At 33.6% G+C, this 13622-nt stretch carries 12 protein-coding genes; 9 read left to right on the top strand and 3 right to left on the bottom strand.

What is annotated here, in order from left to right; all coding sequences use genetic code 11:
• The first annotated feature begins 77 nt into the window (after positions 1–77).
• Together Anndu_RS10960 and Anndu_RS10955 are read left to right on the top strand one after the other, a co-directional pair.
• Entirely contained in the window at positions 78–194 is a 117-nt protein-coding gene (locus Anndu_RS10960) for a photosystem II reaction center protein I (protein ID WP_464101237.1), read from the top strand.
• 183 nt (positions 195–377) lie between these two features.
• A complete protein-coding gene (locus Anndu_RS10955) occupies positions 378–2693 on the top strand; it encodes a DUF3769 domain-containing protein (RefSeq protein WP_464101236.1) in 2316 nt (771 codons plus the stop codon).
• 171 nt (positions 2694–2864) lie between these two features.
• Here Anndu_RS10955 and Anndu_RS10950 read toward each other — a convergent pair whose 3' ends face one another.
• Complete coding sequence (locus Anndu_RS10950; RefSeq protein WP_464101235.1) at positions 2865–3233, bottom strand: single-stranded DNA-binding protein; 369 nt, start codon at positions 3231–3233, stop codon at positions 2865–2867.
• A gap of 226 nt (positions 3234–3459) precedes the next feature.
• Between Anndu_RS10950 and Anndu_RS10945 the strand changes: the two genes are divergently transcribed.
• The 3 genes from Anndu_RS10945 (at position 3460) to mreD (ending at position 5987) form a co-directional block, all read left to right on the top strand.
• Complete coding sequence (locus Anndu_RS10945) at positions 3460–4485, top strand: rod shape-determining protein (RefSeq protein ID WP_464101234.1); 1026 nt, start codon at positions 3460–3462, stop codon at positions 4483–4485.
• Positions 4486–4608: 123 nt separating this feature from the next.
• Positions 4609–5412 carry a rod shape-determining protein MreC gene (mreC, locus tag Anndu_RS10940; protein WP_464104077.1) on the top strand — a complete coding sequence of 268 codons (804 nt, stop codon included), beginning with the start codon at positions 4609–4611 and terminating at the stop codon, positions 5410–5412.
• 23 nt (positions 5413–5435) lie between these two features.
• The gene (gene mreD, locus Anndu_RS10935) at positions 5436–5987 is read left to right on the top strand and encodes a rod shape-determining protein MreD (RefSeq protein ID WP_464101233.1); all 552 of its coding nucleotides are present in this window, start codon (positions 5436–5438) and stop codon (positions 5985–5987) included.
• A gap of 24 nt (positions 5988–6011) precedes the next feature.
• Here mreD and Anndu_RS10930 read toward each other — a convergent pair whose 3' ends face one another.
• The gene (locus Anndu_RS10930; RefSeq protein WP_464101232.1) at positions 6012–7607 is read right to left on the bottom strand and encodes an MBL fold metallo-hydrolase; all 1596 of its coding nucleotides are present in this window, start codon (positions 7605–7607) and stop codon (positions 6012–6014) included.
• Positions 7608–8065: 458 nt separating this feature from the next.
• Between Anndu_RS10930 and Anndu_RS10925 the strand changes: the two genes are divergently transcribed.
• A complete protein-coding gene (locus Anndu_RS10925) occupies positions 8066–9409 on the top strand; it encodes a MurT ligase domain-containing protein (protein WP_464101231.1) in 1344 nt (447 codons plus the stop codon).
• A 93-nt stretch (positions 9410–9502) separates the two neighbouring features.
• On the opposite strand, the gene Anndu_RS10920 is transcribed toward Anndu_RS10925, so the two are convergent.
• Positions 9503–10816: a recombinase family protein gene (locus Anndu_RS10920; RefSeq protein WP_464101230.1), complete on the bottom strand. Its 1314-nt coding sequence runs from the start codon at positions 10814–10816 to the stop codon at positions 9503–9505.
• Positions 10817–10980: 164 nt separating this feature from the next.
• Here Anndu_RS10920 and Anndu_RS10915 point away from each other — a divergent pair, with 164 nt between their 5' ends.
• From Anndu_RS10915 to Anndu_RS10905, 3 genes are all read left to right on the top strand, one after another.
• The gene (locus Anndu_RS10915; RefSeq protein WP_464101229.1) at positions 10981–11199 is read left to right on the top strand and encodes a hypothetical protein; all 219 of its coding nucleotides are present in this window, start codon (positions 10981–10983) and stop codon (positions 11197–11199) included.
• Between the two features lie 335 nt (positions 11200–11534).
• Positions 11535–12569, top strand: coding sequence for a PstS family phosphate ABC transporter substrate-binding protein (locus tag Anndu_RS10910; protein WP_464101228.1), 1035 nt, complete (start codon positions 11535–11537; stop codon positions 12567–12569).
• 94 nt (positions 12570–12663) lie between these two features.
• Positions 12664–13584: an MBL fold metallo-hydrolase gene (locus Anndu_RS10905; protein WP_464101227.1), complete on the top strand. Its 921-nt coding sequence runs from the start codon at positions 12664–12666 to the stop codon at positions 13582–13584.
• The last annotated feature ends 38 nt before the right edge of the window (positions 13585–13622 follow it).

Genomic DNA, 13622 nt, shown 5'->3' with positions numbered 1-13622 from the left:
AAAATGGATTTCATTCTGGTATCCTAAGCTCTCAAGTAAATATTCAACATTCATAATAAACAAAAGGAGAAAAATTAATGTTAACGCTCAAAATTGTTGTTAATATTGTAGTTTTATTTTTCGTTTCGCTCTTTATTTTTGGTTTTCTGTCTAGCGATCCTAGCCGTAACCCCGGAAGAAAAGACGCTGAATAAATTATTTAACCTTGAAACTATTGATTAAATCAAACCGTCCTTTTTTGGTTGGGGCGGTTTTTTCTTGAATTAATTTCTCCAATTCTGTTATATTTTAGTTGATAGATTTACCTAAACAGTAAATTTTTTTGATTCTGTAACTTTTGTCAAAATGGGAATATCCTATCAATCACTTAACTTCATATGTTTCAATTTATTCCACCTTCCACACCTGCGGCTTTAACTCAATTTGTTACAGAGTCACCCTCTCAAGACTCTCATTATCCTCATTCTCCCCAATCCCTTGTGATCGCACCCCCTCAAAATTTGGGTCAAATTTCATCAGAACCTACTCTGAATTTTCAAAATAAATTAACTAATCTTAACCCCTATCTTCAACCCAAACAAGAAATTTTAACAGACAATAATCAAAATATTACTACAAATTTAGAGATTGAATCTGAAAATATTAGAACTGTTACCCATTTAATTACCCAAAATAGAGAGGGAGAAATACAAGAATTTGAATTTACCAATAGCGATCAATCAACCCCCTCACAAATCAAACCCACTACCAACGAAAATGGCGAAACCATTGTACCTATTCCCGTTGAGCAAATTAAAGTAGTTGAAATCTTAGCAGATCAACAGGAATATGATGAGCAAAATCAGGTAGTAACGGCGATCGGAAACGTGGAAATGCGTTTTGCAGAAGCGGTTTTAACCTCCGATCGCCTTCAAGTTAACCTCCAAACAAAAATCGCCGTAGCCGAGGGTAATGTCGCCCTCAAACGAGGGGATCAACTCTTACGGGGCAGTCGTTTTCAATACTTTTTTGTGCAAGATCAAGGCACAGTGCAAAATGCCAGTGGTGAAATTTACCAACCCAGTTTAGCCAGAGACTTGTCTACCACAACCCTTCCCTCACAAGCCTCTGGAAGTAATCTTTCCCCCTACCCCCTCAGTGATCGCCTGTTAGCCAATCAGCCCCTTACTAATGTTACACCAGCCGAGGGCTATCAGTTGACCGTAGGAGGAGGGCAAGACTTAAACCTCGCTTCAGGTAATGCGAGTGCCAGTAGTGGAGGCCAGATCAACCGTTATCGCTTTGAAGCTGAGGAAATGGAGTTTGAAAATAATACTTGGTCAGGTAAAAATGTGCGTATTACCAATGATCCCTTTTCACCGCCTGAGTTAGAAGTGAGGGCGGATACAGCATATTATGAGGAAACTGAGCCTCTGGTTGGGGTATTAACTACCACTAATTCAAGAGTGGTATTTGATCAGAGTGTATCCCTACCTATTTTTCAAGATCGGTTAGTTTTTGATCGTAGGCCTCAAGATCCGGGCTTATTTAGTATTGGGATTGACGGGGAAAAAAGGGGCGGAATTTATATTGAAAGAAGTTTGAATATTGTTAGTAATAATCAATTTAATTTAACAATTACTCCCCAATATTATATTGAAAAAGCCTTATTTCCTGACTTGCTTAATTTAGGAAAAGAAAATGATGATCAAGGTGACTCTTTAAGACCATCAGTTTTTGGTTTAAAAATAGAAGCAGATGGCCGTTTTAGTGATAGAATGAATTTTATTGGTAAAGCAATTTTTACCAGTTTAGATGTTAATGAAATTGAAAATGAAACCGAAGCAAATTTAAGATTAAATCAAAAAATTGGTGATTTAACTGCACCCCATAATTTAAGTTTAGAATTTAATTATCGAGATCGTTTATTTAATGGATCATTAGGCTTTCAAACCGTCCAAAGTAGCCTTGGCATCGTATTAGTATCACCTAATATTGTTTTAGGTGATACGGGTATTAATCTTAATTATCAAGGTGGTATTCAAAACATTAATTCTGAGACAGATCGGGCTGATTTATTAAGTCTTAATCGAGAAAATAATCGAGTTAATTTAACAAGGTATCAGGGAGCGGCCAGTTTAACTAAAAGTTTCACCCTGTGGCGTGGAGAGGCATTACCTGCAACCCCCACGGAGGGCTTAAAATATAGCCCTTCTCTTGTGATTCCCTATTTACAAATTAATACAGGTATTAGTGGCGTAGGAAGCTTTTATAGTAATGGAGACACCCAACAATCATTAAGGGGAAATATGGGTTTATCAGGACAAATAGGACATTTTTCTGATTCATTGTTTGATTATACGGGATTTAATATTAATTATTCCCAGGCAATAAAGGGGGAACAATCACCATTTTTCTTTGATAGAATAGTGGATCAAAAAGTATTATCTTATGGTATAACTCAACAAATTTATGGGCCTTTGCGTTTTGGATTTCAAACACAAATTAACTTAGATACGAATAAAGAAATTAGTACAGATTATATCTTAGAATATAGTCGTAGAACTCACAATATTTCTTTTCGTTATAATCCTGTTTTACAGTTAGGGGCGATTACTTTTCGTTTCAGTGATTTTAATTGGAGAGGCTCGGCCGATCCCTTTGATGGTGATACTGTAGGAGATATTAATGATGGAGTAAGATGGGAATATTAGTAAGTGAAAAGTAAAGGAAAAGCTTTAAGTCTATATGATCCAAATTTTCAGGCTTTGTTAGAATCACAATAAAGTCATTAACCTATTTTTCAACAATTGCACTTAAGAGTTGACAATGATTTTTGATTGTTCACTGTCAACTAGCTGATCAGCGATCGCTAACTGCTGTAATTAAAATTCGCTATCTTGATTATATTGAGGGACAGCATTAGGATCCACATCTCTCTTTGAGCCTAATAGGTCTAAACGGTTAACTCTGATCACAGGCTTTGAACGCAGTGTTCCACTATTGCGATCGTTCCATGTTTCAATTTTTAATGAGCCTTGAATCCCGATTAAACTACCTTTATGAACATAGTTGGCCGCTACTTCAGCCGTTTTATCCCAAATTTCTAAATTAAACCAATCGGGCTGATCATCTTTACTGGTGGGACGATTAACGGCTAAAGTTAGATTACAAACCACTTTGCCAGATTCTAAATATCTAACTTCTGGTTCCCGTCCGGCTCTTCCTACCAGATTAACAATATTTAAACCCATAAATCACCTTTTAAGAGAATTACAATTAATAACAGTACAAATGTTTGATCATTTAGTTTAGCTCATTTCTCACATTTTCGGCCGGTTATTTTAATTTGTATGAGCAAAAATTGAGATCAACTAGACTAAAAAACCAAAACAAGTTAAAATTCACAATCATTAAATTAACTTTTATTAAAATTTGTTACGCCATTGGGGGCTAAGAAATTCAGTGGGATTTTTAGATATGTTTTCCCTATCCAGAGATATGGGAATTGATTTAGGTACAGCTAATACTCTTGTTTATGTAGCCGGAAAAGGTATTGTTTTACAAGAACCTTCCGTAGTAGCTGTTGATAGTTATACTAGACAACCTTTGGCCGTGGGGGCTGAAGCTAAAAAAATGCTCGGCCGTACTCCCGGTGATGTGACGGCGATCCGTCCTTTACGGGATGGGGTGATCGCTGATTTTGAAATGACGGAAATTATGTTACAACATTTTATTCGTCAAGTTCAAAATGGGAATCCTTTTGTGAAGCCTCGCATTGTGGTGGGCATCCCCAGTGGAGTTACGGGAGTTGAACGCCGTGCAGTTCGAGATGCGGCCGAAGAAGCTGGAGCCAGAGAAGTATTTTTAATTGATGAACCTGTAGCGGCGGCGATCGGGGCTGGTTTACCCGTGTCTGAACCTACGGGTACAATGATTGTAGATATTGGTGGTGGGACAACGGAGGTAGCTGTTCTCAGTTTACAGGGAACAGTTTTAAGTGAGTCCGTTAGAACGGCCGGTGATGAACTCAATGATTCTATTACCCAATATATGAAAAAAGTTCATAATTTGATTATTGGGGAAAGAACGGCTGAAGAAATCAAAATTCAAATTGGTTCGGCCTATCCTTCTTTTGAGCAAACAGACGAAACAACGATGGAAGTTAGGGGTTTACATTTGTTATCTGGTTTACCCCGTACGGTGACGGTTAAGGAGTCAGAAATTAGGGAAAGTATGTCTGAACCCTTATCTATGATTATTGAGGCGGTTAAACGTACCCTTGAACAAACTAAGCCGGAGTTGGCGGCCGATATTGTGGAACGGGGGATCATGTTGGCCGGAGGCGGTGCTTTACTTAAGGGTTTAGATACTTTAATCAGTCATGAAACGGGGATTGTTTGTCATGTGGCGGCGGATCCTTTAAGTTGTGTGGTTTTAGGTGCGGGACGGGTTTTAGAAAATCTCGGTCAATTAAACCGAGTTTTTACTAAAGAAAATCGCTAAAATTAGTTATTGGTCATTAATAATTGGTCATTAGTCACTGATCATTTGTTATTATTTCTTAAGTTTTAAATGATAACAAATAATAAATAACAAGTAACAAATAACAAATAACAAGTTTTGAACGTGCGTCGTTGGTGGCAAAAACATGGTTTACCGATTGTTTTAACTGGGCTAGTCATTATCCTAGCTTGGTTTTTGCGTCAAAGTGATGGGGGCTTGATTACGGAAATATATGCCCTTGTTTCCCGTCCTTTTCAAGTGGAAATTACTCCTGAACAGCGTTTTACTAATGCTAAAATTGTTGAGTTAGAAACGAAAGTAAAAGAATTAGAAACAGAAAATCAACAGTTAAAAAAGTTAGTTGGTTATGTTGAACAACTCACAGATGAGGTGATTAGCGCTCGAATTATTGGGCGTAGTGCTGACTATTGGTGGAATCAAATTTTAATCGGAAAAGGCTCCCTTGATGGGGTGAAAAAGGGCTATGTGGTAACGGGTGTGGGGGGGTTAGTTGGCCGTATTATTGAAGTTACGCCCCATAGTAGTAGGGTTTTATTAGTGAGTGATCCCACTAGCAGGGTGGGTTCTTCAATCAGCCGTAGTCGCAATTTAGGTTATATTGAGGGACAAGGCTCTCAAATTGTGGTGATGCACTTTTTTGAAAAAGTCCCTAATGTGAAGGTGGGTGATACGGTCACAACTTCTGCGTTTAGTCCTCTGTATCCTCCTAATTTACCCATTGGTAAGGTTAAAACTTTGGCTTTAGAAAATGGCCCTGAACCTCAAGTAATGGTGGAATTAACTGTTCCCCTTAATTATTTGGAATGGGTAACAATTAATCCTTTTGAGCCGAAAGATGTAATTGAAGATTTGATTGATCAAGAACAAAAAGATAAATCTAAATTATATACTCCTGAAATTCCTTAAATTTTTATCTAATTTTATCCTAAATGTTAAAATATTCTCCTAAATTACGCAATTTTTTTAATAGATTAATCATTGTTTTATCTGTTTTATTGTGTATATTATTATCTTTTACTCGTTTACCGGGTATGGAATTATTGGGAATTAATCCTAATTGGCTCTTAATCTGGGTAGTGGCTTGGAGTGTGAAAAGGTCTTCTTTTGAGGGTGCGATCGCAGGGTTAGTGTTAGGATTGATTCAAGATGGAATAACTGGGGCAGAGCCGACTCATGTTTATGGTTTAATTTTAGTGGGGATGATTACGGCCAAATTACAAAAGGAAAAATATATTAAAGAAGATTTTGTTTCTATTTCTTTAATTGTGTTTGGGATGGTAATTTTAACGGAAACAATTAATGCAATTCAATATATTTTACAGGGTTTAAGAAGTTTAAATAATATTTGGTTTCACTATCAAAAAGTAGCCTTGGCAGGGGCAATTTTAAGTAGTTTATGGGCTCCTGTTTTATATTATCCTTTAAATATATGGTGGTCAAAATTAGAAAAATTAAAAAGAAAATATTTTATTTATGATTAAAGATGTGATTTTAGTCTGAGATTTTTATTTTTCAAAAGCTGGACAATAACCCTCAAAAGGAACTTTTAAACCGTATAAAGGCGAATCTGGATGATAACATTGTTGATTGTTTTGGTAACTACAATTTCCGCAACAATCTAAATCAAATAATTGACTTTGGGCTTCATTTTTATAACGGAAAAGTTCCCTTTGTGAGAGGCCTCTTAATACTAATTCATTGCCTTGCCAACGGGCTTCAATTGTTCCTGTATCGGCTAAATTATGCCAACGAATATCTTTAATAATTTCTTGAGATAATTTAATTTTTACTTCTTCATCTTCTTCTTGAATTTCTCCTTGATAATAGGCCTGAGGTAAATTTTGAGGACGAATAAAACGCTCTCCAATTGGCAATTCTACCGTAGTTCCTACGGTGGGAATATGCAATTGATAACGACTTTGTAATTCTTCTAATGAGGTTAAATCTAATAAATATTCCCTCTTTCCATGGACAAAAATTAAATGTTGAGGCCGTAAATTATGTATTAATTGGGTTGTATTTTGTCCGTCACTATGTTCTGCTAAAAGATAGGTTTCTAATGGGACATTTTGGGGTTGAGTTAAGGCCAAAAAGTGATGATATTTTTTAGCATTAAAAAATAAGGTTAAATTATCAGGAATTAACACTGTCCAATTACCCGGATGGGAATTAAAATAAGGGGTAAAATCTTCAATTTGATCTGTTAAAATAATACAAGGTTTTTGATTAAGAGTAACATTAATTTTATTAGCAAAAGGCCTCATTCTCGGACAAATTTGCTCGTCCCAAAATAGGGATTGATGATGGGCAAAATTCTGTACAGATGAGGGAAATTCCCTTAATAATTTTAAATATAAATCACAAGCTGAGATTAATTTTCCATCTACCCAAATATCAAGATCTCGCCCCGTAAATTGATGATGGGATCTCAATAATTTTAAGATTTCTTGACCAATTCCCAAGGTGGGAACGGGAAATAAAATATTGCGATCGGCCGCTAAAATTTCGTCAATTTGTTGAATTAATTTTTTTTCTTGTTGACGGCGATGGGGATGACGGGCTGTGCCATAACTGGCTTCCAAAATTAAAACATCCGGTGAAATGCCTCTTAATTCTTCAAGGGATAGGCCTTCTACTAATTGGAGTTTTGAGAGGCTAAAGTCTCCGGTGTATAAAACTTTATAAGTGCGTGAATTTTGGCCATAGGTCAGCAAAATGGCGGCCGCTCCGGGTAAATGTCCGGCGGGAAATAACTCAATTTTTAAATTGGGGGCAACTTCGACAGGTGATCGCCAAGGTAAGACATGACTTTGGGATAAAAAGCCTTGAAGTTTGAGAAATTCCCTCGTAATTTTACTACTATAAATGGGAATTTGTGAATATTTTTGTGATAATTCCGTTAAACATTGGGCATGATCTCGATGGGCATGGCTACAAAAAACAAAATCTACAGGAAAAAAAGCACTTTCTTCTAATGTTTTGAAATCTGTTATACCACAATCCAATAAAATTTTATAGTTGCCCATTTTTAATAATAAACAGACCCCTTCCGTGTCATGTCCAACGCCAAAGGGCTGACAACTTAATAAATTTTGGCTCATGGTTTTACTGTAGAAAATTTAGAAAAAGTAATAAGTATTCAACAATTGATAATTGATAGTTGAGAGTTGATAATTACTTCTAAAGCCTAAAAACTAGCTATGAGAGGAAAAATCAATTAGCTGATAGCTAAGGGCGCTATCAACTATCCATGATCAATGATCAATTATTAATGTGCCGTTCCATTTCCGTGATAGTTGTCGGAGTCATAGAAACCGTTTTTAGTGCCGAAGAAAAGGGCAGACACTGTGAAAAGAGCGGTTAAAATTAGGAAAATTGTTTTGAGATCCATAAATAATCAATTGATTGCTGTTTAAATTTTATGCTTAATATTATGACAGAAAAAAATCAATTTTAGTGATTGGTCATTTGTTGATTATTAAAAATGTACCCTGTATAAGAAATGCTATATAATAGATCAACTTAAACTAAGTTAACAAATCAATTATTTTTAGATCAAATGGGATTTATTTCACAAATTCGTTTAGCTTTAGCGGTCATAATTGCCAAATTAATTACTAATTTAGTCAGAAAATTACGTTTAGGGGCGGCTAGTGTTTTACCCGGAAGTATTGCTTTGCGTATTTATCCTAAGTTACTTCCATTGTTATTTAAACAAGTAAAAAAAGGAGTTATTTTAATAGTTGGAACTAATGGTAAAACTACAACTTCTTTACTTTTAAGAACTATTTTAGAGCGAATGTTAAATGTTAAAATTGCTCACAATATTGCTGGAGCAAATTTAATTAATGGCATCGCAACAACTTTATTAGAAAATACTAATTTATGGGGTAAATTATGGGCAGATTATGCTATTTTAGAAGTTGATGAGAATATTTTACCATTATTATTAAAAGATTGTCAACCTCAATTTATTTTAGCTTTAAATTTATTTCGAGATCAATTAGATCGTTATGGAGAAGTTGACACTATTAGTCGGCGTTGGCAAGAGGCAATTAAACCTCTACCTTTAGATACAAAAGTAATTTTAAATGGAGATGATCCAACTCTTTGTTATTTGGGACAAAATTTACTTCAAACTGTTAAATTTTTTGGCTTAAATGAAACTGAATTATATTTAGAAGAAATACCCCATGCGGTTGATTCTATCTACTGTCCCAGTTGTGGAGAACCCTTAGAATATGGGGGAGTTTATCTGTCCCATTTGGGGGATTATGATTGTCCTAGTTGCGGTTTTAAAAAGAGTGAATTAGACGTTAATAGTCAAGAATGGGGACAAATTTTAATCGGGGTTTATAATAAATATAATACTTTAGCGGCCGGTTTATTAGCCCAAGAAATCGGGATGGAAAAAGAGTTAATTTTTGATACTATTAAAAACTTTAAGGCCGCTTTTGGTAGGGCTGAAGAATTAACAGTTAAAGGCAAAAAAGTTAGAATTTTATTATCAAAAAATCCCGTTGGCATGAATGAAACTATCCGCACGGTTAATGATATAAAAAAACAAGGTAAAGCTAATACTTGTTTAATAGTTTTAAATGATAGAATACCAGACGGAACTGATGTTTCTTGGATCTGGGATGTGGACTTTGATAAATTAACTCAAGCTGGAGGTAAAATTATTGTTAGCGGCGATCGAGTTTATGACATGGCTTTAAGATTAGAATATTGTAATTTAGAATTAGAAAATAAACCTTTTCAATTAATTATTAAAGAAAATTTATTAGAAGCAATTGAAACGGCCTTAAATGAATGCCCAGAGGATGAAACTTTACATATTATACCCACTTATTCGGCAATGTTAGAAGTTAGACAATTATTAACAGGAAGAAAAATCTTATAATTTAGATTAATCTTACCCCCTAAGCCCCATCAAAAAAGCATTAGGGGCTTATTTAATAAGGTTTGATTTAACTAATAAATTAAATTGGCAAAATTAAAAAATAAAAATTAATTTTAATTGCCAATTTTTGGGATCAATTCTAATTAATTCTATTTGTTTAATAAACTCTCGAAAATAAATCATTCTTTCCGTTTCTGATAAGTCTAACCAAAATTGAGGAATGGAAATTGTTTGAGCAATTTCTTGTAAATTAACGGGGGGAAGTTGGGCTAATTTAGCTTGTAATTTAGCTATTTCTAATCGTAATTGATAACTTCTCATTTTGCTTGTTATTTCATCTAAAATACCCTCATCTTTTAGCTTAGATAACTGTTGTAAAATCTCCTCTTTTTTTCTAATTTCTCCTAACAATTGATTTTTCAGACCTTCAGGATTGGGTAAATTGAGATTTTTGACAGCTACCACTAATTCCTCACAAATACTCTTAATTGTAGTAAAAAGGGCTTCTTGATAGGAAATAGAGCAACATTTTGGCTTAAGGGTACAATTAACGGGAGTTAAATATAAATATTGATGTTTGTGATGGCGTGAAGTAACGGAGGTAATTTTCATTTTACCTTGGCATTTTTGACATTTAATTAAACCTGCTAAAGACCTTTCACAAGTGGCACTTCTGGGGGGTAAACGCTCATTTAAACGCAATAAACGATCAATTTGAGCGCCTTCTTCTCTGGAAATAATTGGAAGATGAGTATTAGGAATAATCTCTTGATTTTGATAGATTAAATCTCCCCGATAAATGGGATTTTTCAACCATTTCTGCCCTGTAGAAATGGAAATTTTTTTGTTATATTTTGCTTCTAAATAACGCACTGCTCCCCTTAATGAGCCAAATAAGAGGAATTGATCAAAAAAATCTTTAACAATGGGGGCGCTGGTGCGATCAATCACATAACGATCTTTTCCCCTACGGTATCCATAAGGAGCTTTTCCGGGGGGTGGGAGTAAGTTTAAACGATTGTGAGCATGACCTTTTTTTAATTTATTTATTTGTTGATTTTTGGCTATTTCTGTTAAAAGCAAAGTTAAATTATTTCTGATTTCTTCATAATTATTTTTAAAGATTTGAATTGAATTATAATCTTGTTCAGTGGTAATAATTTTTATATTAAGAGTTTCTAACTGATTAATCTTAAGATTAATTTCTTTTAAATTATCACCTAATTCATCTAATTTTCTGATTAAAAGAAAATTAGGGGGGGTAGCCTGACAATCAGCTAATAATTGGATCAATTGAAGGCGATCGCCGAGATCTTGATAAACTCGATCGACTTCTAAGCCCCAAATGAAAGGATCAGGGGGTTTTTCTAATAAAGGATCACTATAAATATAAGCGATAGTATTCATGATTAAGGGATCATTGATAATTAATACTAATAATTAATCACTAATTTACAATTTTTAAACATTTAATTTTTGACAATTGACAAATCTTAAGAAATTACAAATTTACGACTATAATAAAAAAAGGATGTAAAATATTATATATATTTAGAAACAGGAGTCAAGCAATGTTATTTATATTATTTATCTTAGTAGCAATTGGAATAGTTGCTTTTTGGATAGATCGAGATAATTCGGAAGAAATGCACATTTTAACGATTCTAGGTCTAGTTTTATTCGGTTTGATGTTAATTAGTTTTTCCCCTTGGCAAGTGCAACTTGTGGTAATTTGTTTAAGTTTGATGCCTAAAATTTTCCTATCAATTGTACATCATCTTCATCTTTAGTTACATCTAATTATTTATAATAATGTGTTCTTTTTTTAACTTACATTATTTAAGCCTCCCCAATCTTTTTTTCATAAAAATTATTTCCCAAAAAATTAACTTACACCTCTTTTCTGACTCTTGATCTACTGAAAGTAGTTAAAGTTTAAAAAATTTTTTCTCCTAAGATTAAAGTGGGGGTAATTGCCTTTAATTGTGTAGAATATGATCTTAAAAAATGGTGGCCATCTAGTGAGGGCATGATATTAGTTATTCTTGAGACAATTTCTTATTTTTATGGTAAATTAGTTATGATATTTATTAATAATTAAACTGTCATTAAAGGAGACCCAACAATGTCACAGCAAAAACAATTAATTACTTTAAGTTTAGCACTAATAATTACTTTAGGCTTAGTGTCTGGTGGAGTTTGGTTTTTGCTCAAAAAATCTAATCTTAATATTTTGACAAAAAACCCACAAAATCAAACTTCTTCTAACAATAATTCCCAAAATTCTGATAATATTATAGTTAATTTTAATGACGTTAAAGATGTTCCTTCTGGTACTTTTAGTTATGGTGGTAGTTCGGTTTGGGCATCAATTAGAGGCAAAATTGATCAGGATTTAAAAATAGTTTTTCCCACTTTTCAATTACGTTATGTTAATCCTCTCCAAGGTGCGCCAAGTTCAGGAAAAGGGATTAATATGTTATTAGAAAATCAGTTAGATTTTGCCCAATCTTCTCGCTCTTTAAGTGATCAAGAATATCAAAAAGCACAACAAAGAAATATCAAATTAAAAGAAATTCCCATCGCCATTGATGGCATGGCCATCGCCGTTAATCCTAACTTAAAGATAACGGGATTAACTATTAATCAATTTTGTGATATTTACACCGGAAAAATTACGAATTGGAATCAAATTGGCGGCGAAAACATCAAAATTCATCCCTATTTAAAACCAGATCAAGATATTTTTCCCTGCGATCTTGAAGTAAAAGATGTTAGTAAAAATGTTAAATTTATTAATACTACCACTGAAGCTTTAAGACAAGTTGCTAAAGATAAAAATGGCATTTATTGGTCTTCAGCCTCTTTATTAGTATCCCAATGTACCATTAAAACTATACCCGTTGGTATGTCATCAGATCAATTAATTCCCCCTTATCAAATGCCTTTTATTCCCCTTGATCAATGTCAACAAAATCCCAATAAAATTAATATTGGTGTGTTTCAAAATGGTAGTTATCCGCTGAGTAGAAGACTATTAGTTATTATTAAAGAAGATGGAGATCAAGCACAAAAAGCAGGGGAAGCTTATGCTAATTTATTATTAACGAAACAAGGACAAGACTTAATTAAAGAATTAGGTTTTGTTCCTTTAAGATAATTAAAATCAAAAATTAATAGAGTATCAAAACTAAATTATGATACCATATTTTTATATTTTAATCAACTAAAATAATCAAGGAAAATTACACCCAATGTTTCAATCAATTAAAAAATTATCTAATGTATTAACGGCGATCTCAATTGTTTTAATATCCTCCCCATCTCAAGCCCAAATGGAAGATTTTGAAACAGTAGAAATTAAGACTATTCCTGTTAATGAAAATATCTATATGTTGGAGGGTACAGGAGGTAATATTGGAGTAGCAATAGGTGAAGATGGAGTATTTTTAATAGATGATCAATTTGCCCCTTTAACTAATAAGATAAAAACAGCGATCGCCCAAATTAGTGATCAACCAATTAGATTTTTAATTAATACCCATTGGCATTTTGATCACACCGGAGGAAATGAAAATTTAGGCCAAGAAGGTGTTATTATTGTGGCACAAGATCAAGTTCGTCAACGCATGAGTATTGGTCAATTTATTGGCGGTTTGAATATGCAAATTGAGCCTACTCCTGACATTGGTTTACCCATAATTACTTTTAATGATCAAGTAACATTTTATCTCAATAATGATACCATTAAAGTTATTCATTTAGAGCCATCTCATACCGATGGAGACTCAATTATTTTCTTTCAAAATGCCAATGTAATTCATACCGGAGACATTTATTTTAATGGCATTTATCCTTTTATTGATAACTCTAGTGGTGGATCAATTAATGGTGTAATTAACTCCGTTGATCAAATTTTAATGTTAGCAAATGAAGAAACCAAAATTATTCCCGGCCATGGCAATTTATCTAATAAACAAGAATTATTAAACTATCGGGATATGTTAATAGAAATTCGTCAAAAAATTCAAGAATATATTGATCAAGGTTTATCAATTGAAGAAATTTTAGCATTAAACCCAACCGCTAATTTTGATGAAAAATGGGGTAAAGGTTTTCTAACTTCTGAACAATTTACTCGCATTGTTTATCAAGATTTAACGGAAATAGAATAATTAATAAATAAAAAATAGAAAGGATAATTAAGCAAGTT

It is taken from the genome of Annamia dubia NIES-4383 (assembly GCF_055394725.1).
The sequence above is the reverse complement of the archived record's forward strand: the minus strand, read 5'-3'. Positions and strand labels throughout refer to the sequence as shown.